The 17,746-nt window shown below is 53.1% G+C and carries 30 protein-coding genes and 1 pseudogene; 21 read left to right on the top strand and 10 right to left on the bottom strand.

The window, feature by feature from the left end; all coding sequences use genetic code 11:
• Positions 1–1,389, bottom strand: coding sequence for a DUF2213 domain-containing protein (locus tag L463_RS08815; RefSeq protein WP_032104749.1), 1,389 nt, complete (start codon positions 1,387–1,389; stop codon positions 1–3).
• A 70-nt stretch (positions 1,390–1,459) separates the two neighbouring features.
• Between L463_RS08815 and L463_RS24310 the strand changes: the two genes are divergently transcribed.
• Complete coding sequence (locus L463_RS24310) at positions 1,460–1,660, top strand: hypothetical protein (RefSeq protein ID WP_123906381.1); 201 nt, start codon at positions 1,460–1,462, stop codon at positions 1,658–1,660.
• Here L463_RS24310 and L463_RS08820 read toward each other — a convergent pair.
• From L463_RS08820 to L463_RS08850, 9 genes are all read right to left on the bottom strand, one after another.
• Complete coding sequence (locus tag L463_RS08820) at positions 1,653–2,633, bottom strand: phage minor head protein (RefSeq protein WP_164722127.1); 981 nt, start codon at positions 2,631–2,633, stop codon at positions 1,653–1,655. The genes L463_RS24310 and L463_RS08820 overlap by 8 nt on opposite strands.
• Positions 2,590–3,969: a DUF1073 domain-containing protein gene (locus tag L463_RS08825; RefSeq protein ID WP_223866217.1), complete on the bottom strand. Its 1,380-nt coding sequence runs from the start codon at positions 3,967–3,969 to the stop codon at positions 2,590–2,592. The genes L463_RS08820 and L463_RS08825 overlap by 44 nt, the downstream gene beginning before the upstream one ends.
• An 80-nt stretch (positions 3,970–4,049) precedes the next feature.
• Positions 4,050–5,522, bottom strand: a complete 1,473-nt coding sequence (locus tag L463_RS08830) for a terminase (RefSeq protein ID WP_032104745.1) — start codon at positions 5,520–5,522, stop codon at positions 4,050–4,052.
• Positions 5,522–6,124, bottom strand: coding sequence for a hypothetical protein (locus L463_RS08835; protein ID WP_032104744.1), 603 nt, complete (start codon positions 6,122–6,124; stop codon positions 5,522–5,524). The genes L463_RS08830 and L463_RS08835 overlap by 1 nt, the downstream gene beginning before the upstream one ends.
• A gap of 3 nt (positions 6,125–6,127) precedes the next feature.
• The gene (locus L463_RS08840; protein WP_032104743.1) at positions 6,128–6,346 is read right to left on the bottom strand and encodes a hypothetical protein; all 219 of its coding nucleotides are present in this window, start codon (positions 6,344–6,346) and stop codon (positions 6,128–6,130) included.
• Between the two features lie 151 nt (positions 6,347–6,497).
• Positions 6,498–6,929 carry a hypothetical protein gene (locus tag L463_RS08845; protein WP_032105120.1) on the bottom strand — a complete coding sequence of 144 codons (432 nt, stop codon included), beginning with the start codon at positions 6,927–6,929 and terminating at the stop codon, positions 6,498–6,500.
• 286 nt (positions 6,930–7,215) lie between these two features.
• The gene (locus L463_RS24595) at positions 7,216–7,410 is read right to left on the bottom strand and encodes a hypothetical protein (RefSeq protein ID WP_045898245.1); all 195 of its coding nucleotides are present in this window, start codon (positions 7,408–7,410) and stop codon (positions 7,216–7,218) included.
• Positions 7,361–7,639, bottom strand: coding sequence for a hypothetical protein (locus tag L463_RS0122795; RefSeq protein ID WP_032105111.1), 279 nt, complete (start codon positions 7,637–7,639; stop codon positions 7,361–7,363). Before L463_RS0122795 ends, L463_RS24595 begins: the two co-directional genes overlap by 50 nt.
• On the bottom strand, positions 7,636–8,178 hold the full coding sequence (locus L463_RS08850; RefSeq protein ID WP_032673198.1) for a glycoside hydrolase family 108 protein: 543 nt from the start codon (positions 8,176–8,178) through the stop codon (positions 7,636–7,638). Before L463_RS08850 ends, L463_RS0122795 begins: the two co-directional genes overlap by 4 nt.
• Positions 8,179–8,454: 276 nt before the next feature.
• Between L463_RS08850 and L463_RS0122790 the strand changes: the two genes are divergently transcribed.
• The 20 genes and pseudogenes from L463_RS0122790 (at position 8,455) to L463_RS08930 (ending at position 17,702) form a co-directional block, all read left to right on the top strand.
• Positions 8,455–8,718 carry a hypothetical protein gene (locus L463_RS0122790; RefSeq protein ID WP_032936032.1) on the top strand — a complete coding sequence of 88 codons (264 nt, stop codon included), beginning with the start codon at positions 8,455–8,457 and terminating at the stop codon, positions 8,716–8,718.
• A gap of 160 nt (positions 8,719–8,878) precedes the next feature.
• A complete protein-coding gene (locus L463_RS08855) occupies positions 8,879–9,127 on the top strand; it encodes a DUF7446 family protein (RefSeq protein WP_032105105.1) in 249 nt (82 codons plus the stop codon).
• On the top strand, positions 9,124–9,282 hold the full coding sequence (locus L463_RS24420; protein WP_032105103.1) for a hypothetical protein: 159 nt from the start codon (positions 9,124–9,126) through the stop codon (positions 9,280–9,282). Before L463_RS08855 ends, L463_RS24420 begins: the two co-directional genes overlap by 4 nt.
• Positions 9,279–9,485 (top strand): cell division protein FtsZ, encoded by a 207-nt coding sequence (locus L463_RS08865; RefSeq protein WP_001752704.1) that lies wholly within the window; start codon positions 9,279–9,281, stop codon positions 9,483–9,485. Before L463_RS24420 ends, L463_RS08865 begins: the two co-directional genes overlap by 4 nt.
• A gap of 78 nt (positions 9,486–9,563) precedes the next feature.
• Positions 9,564–9,842: a host nuclease inhibitor GamL gene (gene gamL, locus L463_RS08870; protein WP_032105026.1), complete on the top strand. Its 279-nt coding sequence runs from the start codon at positions 9,564–9,566 to the stop codon at positions 9,840–9,842.
• A 9-nt stretch (positions 9,843–9,851) separates the two neighbouring features.
• A complete protein-coding gene (locus tag L463_RS08875; RefSeq protein WP_032105027.1) occupies positions 9,852–10,766 on the top strand; it encodes a recombinase RecT in 915 nt (304 codons plus the stop codon).
• Positions 10,763–11,245: a siphovirus Gp157 family protein gene (locus tag L463_RS08880; RefSeq protein ID WP_032105028.1), complete on the top strand. Its 483-nt coding sequence runs from the start codon at positions 10,763–10,765 to the stop codon at positions 11,243–11,245. Before L463_RS08875 ends, L463_RS08880 begins: the two co-directional genes overlap by 4 nt.
• A gap of 8 nt (positions 11,246–11,253) precedes the next feature.
• Entirely contained in the window at positions 11,254–11,682 is a 429-nt protein-coding gene (locus L463_RS08885) for a hypothetical protein (protein ID WP_032105029.1), read from the top strand.
• Positions 11,679–11,831, top strand: coding sequence for a DUF1317 family protein (locus L463_RS08890; RefSeq protein ID WP_032105030.1), 153 nt, complete (start codon positions 11,679–11,681; stop codon positions 11,829–11,831). Before L463_RS08885 ends, L463_RS08890 begins: the two co-directional genes overlap by 4 nt.
• A pseudogene (locus L463_RS24730) lies at positions 11,828–12,025 on the top strand (phosphoadenosine phosphosulfate reductase family protein); the annotation flags it as partial. The gene L463_RS08890 and the pseudogene L463_RS24730, both read left to right, overlap by 4 nt.
• A 696-nt stretch (positions 12,026–12,721) precedes the next feature.
• Positions 12,722–13,276 (top strand): phage N-6-adenine-methyltransferase, encoded by a 555-nt coding sequence (locus tag L463_RS24585; protein WP_032103555.1) that lies wholly within the window; start codon positions 12,722–12,724, stop codon positions 13,274–13,276.
• Positions 13,273–13,491 carry a hypothetical protein gene (locus L463_RS24580; protein ID WP_032103519.1) on the top strand — a complete coding sequence of 73 codons (219 nt, stop codon included), beginning with the start codon at positions 13,273–13,275 and terminating at the stop codon, positions 13,489–13,491. Before L463_RS24585 ends, L463_RS24580 begins: the two co-directional genes overlap by 4 nt.
• Positions 13,488–14,195, top strand: a complete 708-nt coding sequence (locus L463_RS08895; protein ID WP_032103520.1) for a hypothetical protein — start codon at positions 13,488–13,490, stop codon at positions 14,193–14,195. Before L463_RS24580 ends, L463_RS08895 begins: the two co-directional genes overlap by 4 nt.
• Complete coding sequence (locus L463_RS08900; protein WP_001856439.1) at positions 14,192–14,383, top strand: DUF1382 family protein; 192 nt, start codon at positions 14,192–14,194, stop codon at positions 14,381–14,383. The genes L463_RS08895 and L463_RS08900 overlap by 4 nt, the downstream gene beginning before the upstream one ends.
• A 91-nt stretch (positions 14,384–14,474) precedes the next feature.
• On the top strand, positions 14,475–14,690 hold the full coding sequence (locus tag L463_RS08905) for a TraR/DksA family transcriptional regulator (protein ID WP_032103521.1): 216 nt from the start codon (positions 14,475–14,477) through the stop codon (positions 14,688–14,690).
• Positions 14,690–15,187, top strand: coding sequence for a class I SAM-dependent methyltransferase (locus L463_RS08910; RefSeq protein ID WP_032103522.1), 498 nt, complete (start codon positions 14,690–14,692; stop codon positions 15,185–15,187). Before L463_RS08905 ends, L463_RS08910 begins: the two co-directional genes overlap by 1 nt.
• Complete coding sequence (locus L463_RS08915) at positions 15,165–15,404, top strand: DUF4222 domain-containing protein (protein ID WP_032103556.1); 240 nt, start codon at positions 15,165–15,167, stop codon at positions 15,402–15,404. The genes L463_RS08910 and L463_RS08915 overlap by 23 nt, the downstream gene beginning before the upstream one ends.
• A 9-nt stretch (positions 15,405–15,413) precedes the next feature.
• On the top strand, positions 15,414–16,031 hold the full coding sequence (locus L463_RS08920) for a hypothetical protein (protein WP_032103523.1): 618 nt from the start codon (positions 15,414–15,416) through the stop codon (positions 16,029–16,031).
• A 109-nt stretch (positions 16,032–16,140) separates the two neighbouring features.
• A complete protein-coding gene (locus tag L463_RS08925) occupies positions 16,141–16,389 on the top strand; it encodes an excisionase family protein (protein WP_032103524.1) in 249 nt (82 codons plus the stop codon).
• Positions 16,390–16,421: 32 nt separating this feature from the next.
• Positions 16,422–17,702: a site-specific integrase gene (locus L463_RS08930; RefSeq protein ID WP_032103525.1), complete on the top strand. Its 1,281-nt coding sequence runs from the start codon at positions 16,422–16,424 to the stop codon at positions 17,700–17,702.
• Positions 17,703–17,746: the final 44 nt, after the last annotated feature.

The following is a 17,746-nucleotide window of genomic DNA, read 5'->3' as shown; positions in this document are numbered from 1 at the left end:
TTACTCCGGCATTTCGCTGACTGATTGGGTGTTGGTAGCCTGGTTGCGGAATGCACCGTTCAGGCCGAAAGAGGTCTGGCACTTGGCGTACATAGCGTCGAGCGCCTTGCCGTCCAGATCTGCGACTTCTTCATCGCTCATGTTCATCGCCAGTTTCACAGCCGCGCGCTTTTCGCCTTTCTCTTTGTCGGCGTTCGCGTTCAGACTGTTGAAAACGACGTCCACGCGATCGGCTAGTGTTTTCGCCCACGCTGGCATCTCTTCGTTATTTGTAGCCTGCTCTTTTTTCTTGGGCTTGCCGGTTGCCGGGTCGATTTCTTCGTCGCCATTTTTCTTGGCGGCGGCTTCGTCGGCCTTCATCTGGTTGTATGCGTCCATCAGCTCGGCGTCGGACTTGCCTTCGGTCGGCTTACCAGCGGCTTGCAGCGCATTGATAATCAGCTCTTTCATCGGATCGTTCTCTCCGTTGGTTTTAATCTCGTACTCAGGTTGTTTGCGCACGACTTCTACAGGTTCGCCGACGAATTGGGCCTTGCCGTCATCGTCGATGATGTACTTCTGTTTGAAATAACGGGAATCATCCCGGTATACGAAGGTGTCAGGCCATACCGACTCTGGCCAAAGCCAGTTGTCATCAGATCGACCCTCTCGCAGCTTTTCACTGATTGCGCGCTGGATGTCGTCGAAGGAAAAGTTGGAGGCATTGGTAAAGAAGAATTTGGTTTTGTTGATCAGGCCATCGCGGGTGCAGTCGATTCCGTCAGCCAGGCGGGCAACTTCGATCTGCTGCTCATCACCTTCTGAGTTAACGAAGATGCCAACGCCCTCCTCCGGCGTACCGGCGCCTGGCTCATCAAGCAGCACAGCCACATGGTCAAACATCATGTTTGTGGCGATCTCGTTGTACTTCTTGCCCTTCGATTCGCCGTTGGCGGCGATACCGGAATAGAGCAGTCCTGTGGAGATGTGAATCGGGTCAGAGTTGGTGCCGGCTAGCATCTCATCCAGGCGGTTGATCAGGCGCTTGCCCTTGTCGCTCGACTCGGCGTACTGGCGGTTAACGTACATGTCGCCCATCACCTTCCCGTCTTTGTGGCTGACGTTCTGTAGCCAGGCCCCGACGTGGTACTCGTTCACCGCCCGGACATCACGCGCCGACACATGCTTGCCGTCCACTTTCGGGTGGCCCAGCGGCATCGGGTTACGCTCGAGCGTGTTGTAGGCCTTTTCGATTTCTGCTGCCGGGTACAACTTCCGGTTCATCACGATATCGTCCACGACAGGCGTGATGCCGCGAACCACGATATGTGGCTTGCCGTCTATGGTTTCAGTTGTGATGTTTGAAGCGGAGTTGACGACGGTCAGCACGTTAACGCGGTTGCGTTTCATGCTGTTTCCTCAAGTCAAACTAATGAGATATAACTAAACGGATGTCTTTCAGATAAATAGGAGTGAATTGATGGCAACATATAAAGTGACATATCAAATAAATGGTGATTCAACTTATCGAGATGTTAATGTCGAAAGCGACCACTCTTTGACAACTGTCGATAAAGAAGTAATCGAAGCTGCTAATCGTGATTCTGTGAATTTCACTTCAACTACCTCAGGAACATCACTAATTGGAATTCGAATAGTTTCAGTAACAGAGGTTATTTAGCTTTATTCCAGAGCTGGCGTTCTTTCGCCAGCTTATCCGCCAGCCCTTCGTTGAATATGCTGCCGTCGTCGTTGAGCAGCACAGGTATCTGGCTGCAATAGCAGTTGTACCGATTGCCGTTCTGAGCGTAGAAGTCCCGCACCTCTTCGGTGGTGTAGACCTTACCGTGTCGGCTGGCGTGCCAGGTACGCGTCGTTGGCTTGAGTGCTGAAAGCCACAGCAGGCCAGTATTTAGCCCCAGCCTGTCAGCAGCCCAGTCGGTTTCGTTCCACTGTGCCTGCCTCAGCGCGCCGACCTGCTCGGTCTGAGCGATGTTTTTCGCTTTCGACGTGGACACATCGAGGCGCTTACTGATTACGCTGGCTGTCTCGCGAGGATTCACGCCGCGCGCTACCGCATCGGTGATGATGTTTGTCAGGTCGCCGCGGGCGGTGTCGCTGATGACCTTCCAGTCACTGAACGTTGTCAGTCTTGCCGCCGCTATCTGGTTCAGGTAGCCGAGGCTGCTTAAAAGCTGCTGGAGCGTCGTCTGACTGGCGTACGCCTGCGACTGCACCGACAGGTTGGTGAAGGCGTTTAGCGTGCCGCGGTCATATTCCGCAATGACGTAGTCCATCGCCCATAGGTTCTGGCTGCCGCCTTCAAGAAGCTCATCATCAAGAATCGACTGCACCACCTGGAGCAGATCGGCCAATTCAGCAGCTGTCATGTCATAGACGAACTTACCGGCATTGACTTGATACAGCGAAGGTTCTGCGCCCTCGTTGTTGCACATCATCCAGGACTGCTGTGCGTTCGCCTCACGTTGCTGCCCAGTCAGCCGCAGCTCAAACAGAGCCTTAAGCCTGCGCTTGATGTTCAGATACCGATCTTCGATATCATTGAACATCCGACTGACCTGCCGCGATGATTGCGTCGGGTCAGCTTTATTACGCGGTACGATTGGCGTCCCGATTCTGGTTTGCGCTGTCATCATCATCTGTCAGCGGATCCTTATCGGTTTGCTTTACATCAGGGTTAGGTGGCTGCACGACCTTGCGAGGCTCAAGCTCACCAACTGCGCGGATTTCGTTTTCATCCACTGCCGGAGTGCCGTATGCCTGTTGGGTATCTTTCGCCACGACAGCCATTGCCTGCATGTTGGCAATCTTCTCTTTCTCACTCGGCGCGAGCAGATCAGACCATGCCAGCGTAACCTCTCCGGATGTAGGCGGGTCAATGACACCTACTGTCCAGAAGCGCTCAAGCACACTCTCAATAACCGTCGACTGGAATCCCCAGCGGCGGCCGTTACAGCGCTTCGCCCAGTCTGTTTTGTCCTCATCTGAGGCAAGGCGCCCCGTCTGCTGACCAAACAGTATGGTGAACGGGCACTGAATCGAAGATGCAAACTCGTTGGCAGCTACTGTCCAAGTCGGGGATGGATCGGCAGCTGCAACAGAAAGCACCGACGGCGTGCCGGCCTGCATTACCAGGGCAGAATCAGTGCCACGGTTCATCTTGGCGACTTTGTCGTTGAGCGCTTCGCCCAGGTCTTTGTAGCCAGCGTCTGTGGCTTGCTTTGACAGGTTCGCAATGTTGGTTTCTTTGTCGAACGCAATCCCGAGCTGGCGACTGGCATTCTTCAGGAACCCTTCGGCACTACCACCCGATACCTTTTCAAGGTCGAGAAGTTTGTTGTAGCCCGCGCGCAGGAAAGGCACGCCAGAGAGCATGTTCTCGTCTTCTGAACCTTCGCAAAGGATGATAATTCGCTCGGGGTGTACGGTAACGCCTCGCACCGGGCCGTACGTACCATCATCACCAACTGGCTGTTCGTTGAAGCTGTACGAAACTGGCTGGCCATACGTTTCTGAAAGCGTGTCGGTATCGAAATTACCTGGCTTGATCTGGGATTCCCACGCGGGGATCAGCTTAACAATGGCCTTGTCTTTCAGCCGTGACACCACCGACCTGTCTACCGGCTCACTCCACTCTCTTCCGTCCCGAAACTGAATCAGCAATGCCGAGTACCGGCCAACCAAGTTACGGCGATCCGCATCCTTAATTTTCGGCCAGTGTTTCTTCAGCAATTTAGTAGCTGACTTCTCCCATTCCGTTGTCTCGGTTGACTCCTTTCCATCGTCGCCGTCGATGATCGTCGGGTTATCAACCCAGCACGAATCAAGAAGCTTATGAACGGCGGCAAACGCCACCGCGTTGCGCTCATAGGCCCGGTAGTAGCGGTCGAACTCGAGACTATTTGGATAACCGAACTCATCCCACAACTTTGTGCGTTTGGTATTTCCCGGCTGGCCCGCGTACAGCATGCGCTGCCGCCCTAAAGCATCAGCAAGGGCATTAACGAGGAACTGTTCCCCGGTGCTTATTTCACTCACTGATGAGCTCCTTAGAAGAATACTGCGCCGACCTGTTTGTGGTTGTTCTTCGCTACGGCAAAGTAGCGGAAACTGTCAGCGCCGTGTGATGTGAAGTCATGAAGCGGCTTATCTTTCCAGCAGCCGCGCTTGTCGTCCCACTCCTTGCGGTAGCCCTCGAGGTGAGATATGCCCTCGGCACACTTCTCCTCATCGAATACACAGGACGGGAGGATTTCGCGCACCGACTCAATGCCGGTATCTATTCCCACTTTCGGAACCACCTGAAACGTCATGCTGTAAACCTGCCCGTCGATTTCATACCCTTCACGGGCAAGTTCTCTGCGGGATTTGGCGTCAGCACCGAATTCACGGTTATCGATGTCGTGCGGCCCCCAGTGCTCACCGTACTCATAACCCCTATCCTTCAGCACCTTCATGTAGTGCCGCAGGCCTTCACCAGAGTTTTCGTAGTAGTCGATGATGTGGAACTCTTCGCCAACCTCACGAACGAACCAGATAGCCGTGGAGTCGCCCACACCGATATCCCAGAATGTATGAACTGGCAGATGTGAGTTATCCGGGATTTGCCCTATCCGCTTGTTGGTATAGAGCCAGCGGAACTGCTTGGCGTAGTACGCGCCCTCGACCGACTGCTGGAACGCCTCGGCCGGAATGGTCGGGTATTCGCGCTTCATGTCATCGCCGAGCGTTTTCTCTTTAGCGTAGTACCAGGCTTTCTGGCGATCATTGACGACTACGCCGTGCTTCGACTCCATTTCAGCGAAGTACTCAAGCAGGCGCACCGGCAGAGACTCTACCGTGTCGATTGCGTACTGCGGGTTCTTCCACCAGGAGAAGAAGAAAAACTTCCAGTCCAGCGCGGATAAGGGCTTGCCCTGTAGCAACGCTTTCTCTGCCGTCTGGCAGTAATCAAAGAAGTAACCCGCCCGTCCCTCTGCCGTGCTCTCGATAGTAGCGAAGCATCCCGTCGATACCGCCTCAAACGCACCAGTGACGATCTCACGGGCTTTGTCCGGATACTTGGCGCATATCTTTCCAAACTCGGAAACGTGAAGGTAGCGCAGCGTACCACCACGAAACGACGTGCTGACGTATAGCGAGCCGCCCTTCTTAAAGACCAGTTCACCAGACGAGTCATTGCTCGCCGGGTTGGCCGCCTTTATCTCTGCTGGCAGCTTGTCGTATGCGTACTTCACCTTTTCGCGGAACAGGCGCTTTGCGTCATTCAGCGTATGGGCGATCAGCGCGCATTTAGCTGACTCGAACAGGGCCGCGTCGAGCTGGATGATGCACACTTCAGTCGTGAAACCGAGCTGACGAGCCTTAAGGATGATGTTGCGGGTGTGGATCCCCTCAAAGTACTCCCGCTGCTCAGGTGTCATCCTGAAGCGTGTGGGCTTACCCTCTTTGTCGGTGATCCAGTAAAGATTGTTAAGCCGCCAGTCTTTATTGGAAAGCAGCTTGATGTGCTCAGGTTTCATTACGCCCCCTGAGACAGTAAATCCATCAGGTCAGAAAGTTGCTTAACAGAGTTGTCGCCTTCAGGCCCATCTATGTCGTAGGCCTGTCGCTCAAGCCCGATCAGATTCTTCAGCGCGTCGCTCAGTGCCTTAACCGACTTAACGCGCTCCGGCATGCTGATGACCTTGTGGTAAATCTCATTGAGTTTGTCTTGGCCTTTGTCGTCGGGGTCGAACATCAGCTCTCCGAGCTTCTCCAGTGCGGACACGTCTGCGCACTCTGCACCCAACTCATCAAACAGGGCATTAGTTATCTGCCGGGCACGCTTAATGTCACCGCGATGTTCCATACGGACATTGGCGATTACCTCAGCCGTCGCTTCGATGAGTACGCGTTCATTAAAAGTGACTTCACTGCGTACCTGTTTGCGTACCTCAGCTTTGCGTACCAGATCGTCGGCTCGTTCTTTCACCTTCGCATTCAGGTCACGCGACCAGTCATCACGCTTGGCACGCTTACGGATAGCGCCTTCGCTGATACCGTGCTGTGATGCTATTTCTCGGAGGGACATCACTCCGGCCCGGTACGCCGTCTCGATGGCCTCCCAGTCCGGTTTGCTCATTCGTTACTCCGTTATTTGTTCTTCTGGCTGTTCGGTTTGCTCTGCCGGTACTGGCGTGAACTGCACGCGCTTCACATCGGCCGGAGCGAAATACAACCACTCGCCCGTCTCGGTCGCCAGCGGCACAAAACCGTTTACCAGCTCAGGCTGACGTCGTGACATCTTGCCCGTGAAGGTTTCGCCTGTTTGGGTGGTTAACGTGATTTGGTAGATGTCGGACATGGTTACCTCTTTGCCTTGTCGCAGCTGTTGCCCTGCTTCTCAGAAGTGCTTAGCCACTTACGGCTTACCCGTCAGCAAGATGTGATCACCATCCTTGCGGGGTTACACAGATCATTATCGAAGCCCCTCAGTGAAGAGCTTCTGTAATGAATCACAACTTAACGATGTGCCCTGTCAGTTCTTCGAACTTGTCTCTGCCGACCGAATTAAGCAGCGTTACAAAGCCACATGCCAGGATGTAAAACAGCGATGTGAATACCCATCCGGAGTAAGACAGCATGACGAAGATGGCCGCCATAGTCACAAGTCCAATGAGCCTTCTGATCGCGCCCTTGCGTTTGTAATAGTCCTTTAGAGGGATTAACAGCTTGGCACGCTCCATGGGGTCACTCTCCTTCCCGGCCATGAACACAGCCACAAGGAACAGAGGCGAGATGAAGCAAGCAAGAGCTATAATCGCCCAGTAAGCCGCCACGACGATGCTCATCAGTGAATGGTCGCCCTGTAGTGTTGCGTAAACCAGCAGGCCAAACAGCCCCCAGACCAGCACGAATACAAAAGCAGCAGTCATCAACTTCTTCATAATTCACCTATAAGTTGCGAGCCTGTTCGCATAGATAAGCCGCCCCGAGAGATAACGATTTATCTCAGGCTCGCTTCCTATAGGCTCTCGGTTGGCAATGCGCTGCGATGCGCATAAAAAAGCCCCGCGGATGCGAGGCTGTGAGAATTTGCTACGGTTAAAGTCCAGAGGAGAGACTGTGTCAGAACCTCAGGGATGAGGCTCTATTTCCCCTGGGTCTGCTTATCCCATTCCTCGCGGAACTTGGATGGGTTGTCGAAACCTTCACTGCACTGGTTGGCTTTCATCACTTTGCCCCCGATTCTTTTGTTTTCTGGCAGTTCGCCTGCCACGCTTTGTTATGCGCCAGGATGTCGCGCTTCGTCTGGCGGTCAAGAAAATCAATGTCGTGATCAGTAAGGTAGATTGGCTTTACCCAGTCACAGGCTGTATCAACCACCACCGGGACGCTTCCACGTGTCACGCAGCTCGCGATCAACATCGTCATCAGGCATGCGGTTAACATTCTGCTGTACATTGCTGGCCTCTTTCGTTGCTTCTACCCGGCGTTCGGCTACTGACTCAATGGCTGCGGCCTTTTCTTCTGTGCGCTGCCGGTCTGCTTTTTCTTCAGCCTGTTCACGCCCGCGAAAACGGCCCACACCAAACGCACCAAGCACCATCAAGATCGCAACTCCGATTGCCGCCAGTACAGATTTGAGTGTCGTCATAGGCTCACCCGCTCGCGCATCCAGCCATAAACGAATGATTCGTTAGCCGGCCGCTGTTCTGCCAACTCAAGATAACGCTGGCCCTGGCTACAGTTCAGTGCGCGAAGCAATACGATTTCCCCTTCGCCGCCTCGTTTCTCCAGGAAGGACTTTAGCGCGCTGATGCTACGTGGGCCGATTTGCCCGTCGGCGATCAGATCCGGATAGAACTGCTGCTGGTTATTGAAAACGTTCAGCCAGCGCTGGAACCATTTAACCTGCACCGATGGCCCCATGTTCACACCGGTATCGCAAAGTTCGGCGGCAATGGAAGGGGATACTTCTGCCACCTGGTCAAAGCGAGGGCCATACCAGTAATCAGACTCAAGGATCGCCAGAGCCTGCTCACGTGTAAGGTTTCGCATATCACCGGTATAACCATGCGCGCGGGCAGTTGCCTGAGTAATTCCCCAGTTCGTTGGTCCGCCCTTATCATTCGGGTGATCAACATAACCGCCCTCTTTGCCGAGGATGGTGTTAAAGATATCGTCTTTGGTCATGGCTATTCCGTAATGACGACCTTCGCCAGGTTCCCGCGAGCCAGCCACACCGCCATGCAGATGACGGAGTTAAGCAGCAGGTCGCCGAGGTTGTCCTCAAGCGAGGTGCAACGCTAGCAGTGTGATAAGACCTGAAAACCGGCTGGGCAGATAGTTGTTTGCCAATACAGAAAACAGGGCGTCAGGAAGTAAGTGAGAGTGGCGACTCAGTGCCAGTCCACCACACCGACCAAAGCATTTCTCCCGCATCAGCGGGTAACGACAGAGGGTAAAGCGATGGCAAAAGTTGTTCTGGTCTGGAATCCACAGAAGACAGAGTGTGTCGGTTTTTTAGAGCGAGAACCTGATGGTTCCACTTGGGATTGTGGATCAGATGGTGACGCGGAGCATGCAGCTGGCGGTATGAGATGGAATCCAGTTTCCACTCTCGCCGATAGCTTCAGGGAGCAATACGAAGACGTTGATGACGAATGTTTCATGCAGACCATTGAAGTTGATCAGTCATTAGCCGACGCGGTTGAAAGAGAAAAAGAAGATTAACCCGCTCCGGCGGGTTTTTTATCGGCCATACATAGGCAGATTTTCGAGTCTGCCCATTTATGACAACCGGCGGCCATCCACCGCCCAATGAAACACTGAATAAATGCGCAGAAGTCTTGTATTAACCGTTCCGTTCGCCGCGATAAGGCCAAGAGGATTTATGAGCAACCCAATCACAGTAGGTTTTACAGGCCTGACGAAGCGAATTTTCGCGGGTCGTTCAAAGCCGAGCAAATTGGCGCCCGGTGTTCGCGAGTTCACCGGTGAGAAATTTGATGTCACAGACGAGGCGCTATTTGCAGTGGCCCATCTTCTCGCGGTTCGCGATGACATCCTGATATTCCCGACAGCTGATGGGAAAGAGATTCACCTCCGCGCCGACATCAAAGAAAAGCGGGAGGCATCATGACAGTCACCCATAACGGAAAGAAGTACACCGCCAAAAAGCTCAACGATAACGAGTGGCAGCTGACGTCCGTATCGGCACCGCGTGAAAAGCTGACGCTTAACCGCTGGCAGATGCATATGGCTGGCCTCCTGGTACAGGTAGAGGTGAAGGTATGATTGGAATGCACTACGGCACCGCATCAGTGCCACGTAGCGAGGTTTTACCGGGCACAATGCTGCAACACCACGGCAAAACTTATCGCGCCTCTGCGAACGTTGAGAAAGGCCTGTACGCCTTCAACATCTTCGAAAAAACCATCATCAAAAGTGATTCCGTCGTTGTGCTGCTGAATGAGCGCGGCGAGCCAATGGTTCACTGATACCAACCACCCTGTTCAACCGATCGGCCTGGCTTTCTGCGGGCGGGATCTGCACATCCAAATTTCAGGAGTTCAGTCATGAACACATACCTCACTTACGACCGAATCGAAGATCGGCGCTGGGTTGAACAGCAACTCGACGACGAGAAAGAGAAGTGGATCGACGACCGGGCTAAAGAACTGATCGCCATGTTCCCTGCGAAACCTCTGGAAATGAGCAGCTTGTTCCTGCCCCAGGAAGCCCAGTTTGCGCTTATCGGAGAAAGGGCCGAAGAGGCATACAACAAATACATATCGGCCTGCGCGCATGCCCGCGCCGAAGAAGAATGGCAGCGCCAAGCGCCCTGCCCGTTTTAAGGAGTGATTATGAGCTTCGATCTGATTCAGTTCGTTAAGGAGCAGGAGCCGCTGTTTGTCGGTGCCCTTACCGACCAGTCTCTGACGTGGGCAAAGGAATGCCAGTTCGCTATCCAGTTATTCCAGCGTAATCAAAAATTGGCAGAAACGGCGATTGCCAACCCCACCAGCGCCCAGAACGCGATTATCAACGTTGCAGCTGTCGGCATTAGCCTGAACCCTGCAAGCAAACTGGCTTATCTGGTTCCGCGCGACGGTATGGTCTGCCTCGATATCAGCTATATGGGCCTTCTTCACATCGCCCAGTCAGTTGGCGTCATCAAGTGGGGTCAGTGCAAGCTAGTTCATGCAAGCGACGACTACGAGACACTAGGTCTCGATAAGGCGCCAGCTCATAAATACAACCCGTTTGCCACGCCTGACGCTCGCGGCGCCGTTATCGGTGGCTACTGCACAGTTAAAACCGCTGATGGCGACTATCTGACTGAAGAGATGAGTCTCGCTGAGATAGAAGAAATCAGGAAAGTGAGCAAAGCGGGAACATCACCAAAAGGCCCATGGGTCAACTTCTGGTCTGAGATGGCAAGGAAGACGATCGTCAAAAGAGCCTATAAATACTGGCCGCGTGCTGACCGTCTGGATAATGCCGTCGATGTGCTCAACGAAAGCGAAGGCATATACACCGAGCCAGTTATGCCATACACCCCAGAAAGCGAAATCATCCAGTCAGAAGAAAACGCAAAACAGGAACTTACCAACACCATCCAGTCACTATGTGAGGACATGAAGCAGGCGAAAAATATGCATGCTCTCAAAACCCACTTCCAGGCAGCTTACAAAATGACGGTCGGAATGCAGCTTCAACAAGAGGTGCAGGCCGTCTACGCCAAGTGCAAAGCAAAATTCGAAGAGGTTACGCAATGACAGCTCTTTACCAGATCGCCAATGATTTCGCAAAGCTGACTGATTCAGGCATGGAGCCTGAAATGATAGCCGACACCCTTGATGGCATTGAGTGGGAACTGGAAGCAAAGGTCGAGCAGATTCTTGCTGTTTGCAAAAACGAATCTGCTTATGCCGAGGCGCTGAAAGAAGAAAGCAAGCGTCTTGCAGAGCGCGCAAAAGCCGCAGAAAACCGAGTGTCGAGCATGAAAGATTATGTGGCTACCTCCCTCGAAACAGCGGGAAAGAAATCACTGAAGGCAGGCATTCATCAGGTAACGGTTCGCGCGCCGTCTAAGTCCGTTGAAATTACGGATGCCAGCGCGCTTCCTCCTGAATTCGTCGAATACGAGACGAGCATCAAGCCAGACAAATTGGCTATCAAACACCAAATCGAAGCTGGCGTGGATGTACCTGGTGCGCAAATAAAACTCGGCAAACCTTCACTCATTATTAAGTAGGTGCCGTCATGAAACGTACACCCTTCTACCGCAGGCCCGGGCGAACCGGGCAATTCTCCGGCCTCCGTGAGCGCGTTATCTGGATGATTCAGACGCGCGGACGTCCAGTAACCGGCAGAGAAATCGCTGAGAAATTCGGCGTAACTCTCATCGAGTTTAACCGGGTGGCCAATGGCATTACCCGCGGCTCCGGGCAGATAGCGAAGATAGTTGAATCGGAGAAATGGCTCAATGAGGACGGCATCTGTGACCGGACATTTAGCCTCGTGACGAAACCGAAGGTTGTAACGCCGCAAGGTAAATCGCGGCTGTTCACCCGACGCGCCATAGAGCAATCGCAGGAAGGCAGACGGCAGGAGTGCATTGAACGTGCCGCCCGCCGTAGCCGCCTGATTGCTCAGGGCCTGTACATCGACGAAATGGAGTCCATCCTATGACTCACGCTCACGACGACATCAGTGTTGGCACGCTGTGCCTTCCCTTCATTGGTAACGGCTGGCTAATGCCATGGGGTGAAGTGGTCAGCAATCCATTAAAGGCGCAGCGGCTCGCTGAGGAATATCGGGAAAGGCAGGAGGCGGCATGAGCATACCTCAAGTTGTCAGTTTCTCTGGCGGCAGAACCTCGGCCTATCTCGTCCATTTAATGGAGCAAAGGAGACTGTCTGGCGAAGAGGTTCACTATGTCTACATGGACACAGGGGCAGAGCACAGAGGGACCTACGAGTTCATCAAGAAGCTGGCGCGCGAATGGTCGATTAACCTGATCTGCCTCCGTGTAAAGGTTAACCCTGAACTGGGTAAGGCAAACAGTTACTCGGTGGTACCGCTTGATGATATCGGCCCTGATCTTCAGCCATGGAAAGATGTCTGCGAAAAGTACGGCACCCCATACGTCCACGGCGCGTTCTGCACCCGGACCATGAAAATGGAAGTTTTCGAAAGATATTGCCGGGAAACATTCGGCCAGTATCACACATGGATTGGTATTCGGGTTGACGAGCAGCGCAGGCTAAAGCCTCGAGAAGGCGTTAGTTATCTGGCAGATGTAAGCGATTTCGAAAAGCAGGACATTCTCGACTGGTGGAAGGATCAGCCATTTGACCTAGGCATTCCAGAACACCTGGGTAACTGTGTTTTCTGTATCAAAAAAGGGATAAACAAGGTCGCCCTCGCCGCACGCGACGAGCCTGAGCTCGCCGCTGACTTCTGGAATCTTATTACCGACCCGTCAGTAAGGGTTGTGGAACGACGCCAGCAAGAAAACAAAATCATGTATCGCGGCAACAATTCTCTGGAGAGCGTGATCGCAATGTTCTCTGACAGTTCACGCGAAGATATTGCAGCAACAATAAAAGGAGGCGGCGGATATGACCCTAATTCATGCACTGAAAGCTGCGAAGCCCTGACGTGTGAAGTGGATGATAACCCAGAGCCAGAGGTAGAGGAGCCCGAGGAAGAAGAAAGCCAAGTTTCGATCCGCACTGGATATGGAGGAAGCCATACTCCAGCAGATCAGCGCGACCTCTGGCGTACTCCACCAGCCCTCTTCGCTTCTCTTGATGCTGAGTTCTGCTTCCAGTTGGATGCCGCCGCGGCTCCGCATAACGCACTGTGCCGGAAGTTCATCACCTCCGAGCAGAACACGCTGGAAACGCCGTGGGCTGATTACCTGAATGTGCCAGGCTACGTCTGGCTGAACCCGCCATACAGCGACATCACGCCGTTTGTGAAGAAGGCTGCCGCCGAGAGCAACAATCAGATCGGCACGGTCATGCTGGTTCCGGCAGACACATCGGTTGGCTGGTTTAAGGAGGCTATCCAGACCGCCAGCGAAGTTCGCTTTATCACCGCCGGGCGGCTGGCTTTTATCAACCCGGTCACCGGTAAGCCGGTCTCGGGAAATAACAAAGGCAGTATGCTCATCATCTGGCGACCGTATCCGCGTACACACTGCCACTTCGCAACTGTGGACCGGGACGAGCTGATGGCTTTCGGGGCGAAACTTCTCGCCCGCCGGGAGGCCGCATAACGCCAGCAAATGAAAACGCCATCCGCACCGCATGCCGCCGCTGCACCGAGGAAATCCAGCAGGCCATGCGCAAGAAGCCAAAGCCTAACTGGAACGAAACAGTGCCTCCCATCATCAACAAGCATCACAAGAAAATTGAAGCTCTGGGAGTTAGCCTCCTGGAGTTCGTCGTCAAAACTGGCCGCCTTAACGGGCGGTTTGGAGCCGAACAATGATTCGCCGACAGATCGATACATCAACCCGATTTCTGCTTGATACCGCCTTCCACCGACTTGAAATAATCCGTGATGACGGTTTCTACCGCCACCTGCGCATGAAGCAGCCAGGTACGTCCTGTTATTACTTCGACATTATCACCTGGCCGGGATATCTGACTGTTACCGGCGACATGGGCACCTGGACATTCTCCCGTATCGCGGACATGTTCGAATTTTTCGGTCCGTGGCAAGACGGTATTAACACCGGTTACTGGTCCGAAAAGCTGGAGGCTGGCGCTGGCTATTCAGCGTGTGAGCTATTGGCGAAAGAGTACGATCATGATGCTTTTTGCCGAAGCCTGAAGGAATCAATGAGCGAGTATCTGGAAGATACACCAGAAGACCAGCAGGAAGACGAAGACTGGGATTATGAAGAGGATACTCCAGACAGTGATAAAGCCAAGGTTCGTGAGGTAGTCCGTGAATTATGCCGGGGTGGATTTAGCAATGATTGGGAAGCATATCAGGCAGTTTATAACGCTGACTGGCCCGAAAGTTTGAGTGCCTGGGATGTCTGCGACGGGCTGACATTCAAAACCTACACCAGCCACTTCCGCTGGATCCTTTTTGCCATCACTTGGGCGATCTCCAAATACCACAACACGAAGCTGGTCGATAAAGCTATGTCGAAATTCATAGCGGTAAGGATGGCCTCAGCATGAACAGAGCCTCACCCGTTGATTTGAGAAAAAGCCTCGAAATCGCCAACCACCTCGCACATATTGGGATTCGTTTCGTGCCGATTCCGGTGGCGACCGAGGAAGAATTCCAGACGCTGGCCGCCGAGCTATCTCGACGGCTTGAAAATATGGCGGTCGAAGCCGAGAAGAATGAAGGCGGTGCAGCATGAAGGCACTAATCACCAGGTCGCTAAAGCGGCCTTTTTTATTGCTGGCGCTCACCTTCAACCGAGTTAACCGACAGTTCCGGGAGCACTGACCATGGACATCATCGACACAGCAACAGAGATTGAAGAGCTTCAGCGTAACGCTGCCCTTTCCGCTCACCGCATCGACCGCAACGCCGTATCAGCTGAGCGTTGTGCGGAATGCGGGGAGGATATCCCGGAGCCGCGGCGCGCTGCCGTGCCCGGCTGCCAAACGTGCGCGGAGTGCCAGAGCGTTATAGAGCTGAAGAATAAGCAGAGGGGGTTGTAATGCAGCAGTCAATTTTAGACATGTGCTGCGGGTCGCGCATGTTCTGGTTCGACAAGCAGGACGAACGCGCGGTGTTCAGTGATATCCGCGCCGAACAGCATGAGCTTTGCGACGGTCGACAGTTGGTTATTAGTCCGGACCTTATTGCCGATTTCCGCGCCCTCCCTTTTGCCGATAACACTTTCCCTGTCGTCGTGTTCGACCCGCCGCACCTCGAGCGGGTCGGCGATAACGCGTGGATGGGTAAAAAGTACGGGCGGCTCAACAAAGAAACATGGCGCGACGATTTGCGTGCAGGCTTCGCCGAAGCGTTCAGGGTGTTGTGGCCACACGGTGTGCTCATCTTCAAATGGAACGAAACGCAGATCCCGGTAAGCAATATCCTGGCGCTTACCGACGAGAAGCCGATCATCTGGCAGCGCACCGGCAAGTCAGACAAAACCCACTGGGTGATCTTCGTCAAAGGTGGTCCCAATGTTCAGGATAATCCAGCCTAATACCTGGTACGCCGATCCCCACGGCGCACCCTGCAAAATCCTCCGCGCAACCCATGAAGTAATCCACTACATCCGCAACGGCCGCACCTGCATTGCCAGCATGGGCCGCTTTCAGCACGAATTCGAGCCACTGACCAAAGCACAGGCTGAGCGGATCGCCGAAGAAATCGAAACAGCAGAACACCTGAAGAAGCTGCGCGCCCAGCGTGCGGCATGAGGAGAGATTATGTCAGACCAAAGCAAATTTTATGATTATTACATGGTTGAGGGCGATGAAGTGAAGTCGCTTATTGCAGGTTATGACGATATCGGAGAGCAGCGTAACTCTATTCTGCCCGAAGCGGCCGGCAAGGTCGGTGCTATTGCGTGGACAACTTCCAGTGGATGGGGTGGCGGAGGCGGCTTGCTTAATGGGTTTGTGTGGGATAAGGGATATCAATTCCCCTGCCCTATGACCATTAAGCGTGAAGAAATGTTTGATGGTAAGCGGGTAGTGCTGGGGAGAGGGAAAGGGAATACGAAAGAGGGCCGGGCTTTCAACAAAGAGCTCGATGCGGTAATGGAAGAGGCCAACAAAAAACTGAAATCTTTGCCTGAGTGGAAAGACTACATCGTTAACCACTACGGCATTATGCGAACTGGTATCGGAGGACAGTCTGGCCGTGGCTTCGGTTTCGCGATGCTATCCACGTATGGCGGTAAGCACCCGGGTCGTGATGACTGCCTGGTATTCGCTATCCCGAACAACAAAGAAGAGCGCCACGGTGAAGTAGAGATACCGGGAAACTTCCAGAAAATAACCTACGGGCAGTTTTACGACATCGTTAACCATCCGAATGAATGACGCAACTGATAGCTGATTCACTGAGTCGGCTATTGGGTGCGAATGCACTGCCACGTTATCCCCCTTTCCCCGGCCATCGTGCCGGGTTCTTTTTTGCCTGGAGAAAACCATGAGCGACATTATTCAGCTGGCACCAAACAAATGGGTCACAGAGGAACTTTTAACTGCGACAACCGGCATGTCAAAGCACATGATTCAGCATGCCCGCCGGTCTACCTGGATGGAGGGAAAGCATTATCGCCATGTTGCCCCTGATATGGCACCTAAGCAAAACAGCCCAATCATGTATAACCGCGATGAGATAAACCACTGGATCGAGCACCAAAGCCCAGCGAAACGCCGGAGAATATCTGCTTAAATGTCCTTTGGCACATCAAACGAGGAATGATTATGGCAGCATACCCAACAGGCGTAGAGGTTCATGGCGAATCGTTACGCATATGGTTCATATATCAGGGAAAGCGTGTCAGGGAAAATCTCGGCGTTCCTGACACGCCAAAAAACAGGAAAATGGCAGGCGAGCTTCGGGCTTCAGTCTGCTTTGCGATAAAGACAGGCACATTCAATTATGCCTCACAATTCCCGGATTCATCGAACGCAGAGAAATTCAGCACTGTCAGAAAGCAAATCTCCCTACTTGAACTGAAATCGAAATGGCTCGGACTTAAGGAGATGGAGCTTAGTCTCGGGACTTTGCGGCGTTACGATTGCCACCTCACAACAACCATCGAAACTATTGGTGAGCACAGGTACATCGGCAGCCTGAACACTGAAGATATCCTTAGCGCCAGGAAGGAGCTACTGAACGGCTGGCAGAAAACCAGGCATGGACTGAATCATCCACCCAAAAAAGGAAGAAGCGTTCCTACCGTCAATAGTTATATGGCATGTCTTGGCGGGATGCTTGGCTTTGCTTTCAAAAGTGGCTATCTGAAAACCGATCTGATGGCAGGCATCTCCCCGCTCGCAAAAGAAAGGCCCATTCCAGACCCTCTGACTTCTGACGAGTATCAGCGAGTGATCGCGGCCTGCCCAACCCAGCAGTTTCAGAATATGGTTATCTTTGCGGTTAATACAGGCGTCCGGCATGGGGAGCTTAGCGCATTAGCCTGGGAGGATGTGGACACTGTTAACTGGACAGTTACAGTGTCACGTAACTATTCCATGAAGGGTAACTTCACCCTGCCCAAAACCAATGCCGGGATTCGGACTATACAGTTGACCCAGCCAGCAATTGACGCGCTTAAAGCGCAGATGCCACTGACCAGAATGATGGCGTCACACAAGGTAAGCGTCAGCCTACGGGAATACAAGAAAAAGAGAACTGACGAATGCACCTTTATATTCTCCCCGTCCATTACTTCAATGAACGGCAAGAAGACTATGTGCTACGTTCCCGGGTCTATTAATTCGGCCTGGCGCACTGCCCTGCGTCGTGCAGGCGTCCGGCAAAGACGATCTTATGAAACCAGAAACACATATGCTTGCTGGGCACTGGTAGCTGGAGCGAATCCAAACTTCGTTGCGCACCAGATGGGCCATTCGTCAGCGCAAATGCTCTTCACGGTTTACGGTAAATGGATGACCGAGAATAACCATGACCAGGTGGGCATTTTGAACGCGTCTTTTACTCAAAATGCCCCACTGATGCCCCATAGAAAAACCGCATAAACTCAAGTATCTGATTTTAAATATCAATATCACTTCAATCATGA

Source organism: Enterobacter sp. BIDMC 27, from assembly GCF_000534415.1.
Taxonomy (GTDB): Bacteria; Pseudomonadota; Gammaproteobacteria; order Enterobacterales; family Enterobacteriaceae; genus Enterobacter; species Enterobacter hormaechei_C.
The sequence above is the reverse complement of the archived record's forward strand: the minus strand, read 5'-3'. Positions and strand labels throughout refer to the sequence as shown.

What these genes read in the sequence shown, in the direction of transcription:
- L463_RS08815 (WP_032104749.1), bottom strand. Translation starts at nt 1,389, where the DNA reads ATGAAACGCAACCGCGTTAACGTGCTGACCGTCGTCAACTCCGCTTCA.
- L463_RS24310 (WP_123906381.1), top strand. Translation starts at nt 1,460, where the DNA reads ATGGCAACATATAAAGTGACATATCAAATAAATGGTGATTCAACTTAT.
- L463_RS08820 (WP_164722127.1), bottom strand. Translation starts at nt 2,633, where the DNA reads ATGACAGCGCAAACCAGAATCGGGACGCCAATCGTACCGCGTAATAAA.
- L463_RS08825 (WP_223866217.1), bottom strand. Translation starts at nt 3,969, where the DNA reads ATGCTGTACGCGGGCCAGCCGGGAAATACCAAACGCACAAAGTTGTGG.
- L463_RS08830 (WP_032104745.1), bottom strand. Translation starts at nt 5,522, where the DNA reads ATGAAACCTGAGCACATCAAGCTGCTTTCCAATAAAGACTGGCGGCTT.
- L463_RS08835 (WP_032104744.1), bottom strand. Translation starts at nt 6,124, where the DNA reads ATGAGCAAACCGGACTGGGAGGCCATCGAGACGGCGTACCGGGCCGGA.
- L463_RS08840 (WP_032104743.1), bottom strand. Translation starts at nt 6,346, where the DNA reads ATGTCCGACATCTACCAAATCACGTTAACCACCCAAACAGGCGAAACC.
- L463_RS08845 (WP_032105120.1), bottom strand. Translation starts at nt 6,929, where the DNA reads ATGAAGAAGTTGATGACTGCTGCTTTTGTATTCGTGCTGGTCTGGGGG.
- L463_RS24595 (WP_045898245.1), bottom strand. Translation starts at nt 7,410, where the DNA reads ATGTTGATCGCGAGCTGCGTGACACGTGGAAGCGTCCCGGTGGTGGTT.
- L463_RS0122795 (WP_032105111.1), bottom strand. Translation starts at nt 7,639, where the DNA reads ATGACGACACTCAAATCTGTACTGGCGGCAATCGGAGTTGCGATCTTG.
- L463_RS08850 (WP_032673198.1), bottom strand. Translation starts at nt 8,178, where the DNA reads ATGACCAAAGACGATATCTTTAACACCATCCTCGGCAAAGAGGGCGGT.
- L463_RS0122790 (WP_032936032.1), top strand. Translation starts at nt 8,455, where the DNA reads ATGGCAAAAGTTGTTCTGGTCTGGAATCCACAGAAGACAGAGTGTGTC.
- L463_RS08855 (WP_032105105.1), top strand. Translation starts at nt 8,879, where the DNA reads ATGAGCAACCCAATCACAGTAGGTTTTACAGGCCTGACGAAGCGAATT.
- L463_RS24420 (WP_032105103.1), top strand. Translation starts at nt 9,124, where the DNA reads ATGACAGTCACCCATAACGGAAAGAAGTACACCGCCAAAAAGCTCAAC.
- L463_RS08865 (WP_001752704.1), top strand. Translation starts at nt 9,279, where the DNA reads ATGATTGGAATGCACTACGGCACCGCATCAGTGCCACGTAGCGAGGTT.
- gamL (WP_032105026.1), top strand. Translation starts at nt 9,564, where the DNA reads ATGAACACATACCTCACTTACGACCGAATCGAAGATCGGCGCTGGGTT.
- L463_RS08875 (WP_032105027.1), top strand. Translation starts at nt 9,852, where the DNA reads ATGAGCTTCGATCTGATTCAGTTCGTTAAGGAGCAGGAGCCGCTGTTT.
- L463_RS08880 (WP_032105028.1), top strand. Translation starts at nt 10,763, where the DNA reads ATGACAGCTCTTTACCAGATCGCCAATGATTTCGCAAAGCTGACTGAT.
- L463_RS08885 (WP_032105029.1), top strand. Translation starts at nt 11,254, where the DNA reads ATGAAACGTACACCCTTCTACCGCAGGCCCGGGCGAACCGGGCAATTC.
- L463_RS08890 (WP_032105030.1), top strand. Translation starts at nt 11,679, where the DNA reads ATGACTCACGCTCACGACGACATCAGTGTTGGCACGCTGTGCCTTCCC.
- L463_RS08895 (WP_032103520.1), top strand. Translation starts at nt 13,488, where the DNA reads ATGATTCGCCGACAGATCGATACATCAACCCGATTTCTGCTTGATACC.
- L463_RS08900 (WP_001856439.1), top strand. Translation starts at nt 14,192, where the DNA reads ATGAACAGAGCCTCACCCGTTGATTTGAGAAAAAGCCTCGAAATCGCC.
- L463_RS08905 (WP_032103521.1), top strand. Translation starts at nt 14,475, where the DNA reads ATGGACATCATCGACACAGCAACAGAGATTGAAGAGCTTCAGCGTAAC.
- L463_RS08910 (WP_032103522.1), top strand. Translation starts at nt 14,690, where the DNA reads ATGCAGCAGTCAATTTTAGACATGTGCTGCGGGTCGCGCATGTTCTGG.
- L463_RS08915 (WP_032103556.1), top strand. Translation starts at nt 15,165, where the DNA reads ATGTTCAGGATAATCCAGCCTAATACCTGGTACGCCGATCCCCACGGC.
- L463_RS08920 (WP_032103523.1), top strand. Translation starts at nt 15,414, where the DNA reads ATGTCAGACCAAAGCAAATTTTATGATTATTACATGGTTGAGGGCGAT.
- L463_RS08925 (WP_032103524.1), top strand. Translation starts at nt 16,141, where the DNA reads ATGAGCGACATTATTCAGCTGGCACCAAACAAATGGGTCACAGAGGAA.
- L463_RS08930 (WP_032103525.1), top strand. Translation starts at nt 16,422, where the DNA reads ATGGCAGCATACCCAACAGGCGTAGAGGTTCATGGCGAATCGTTACGC.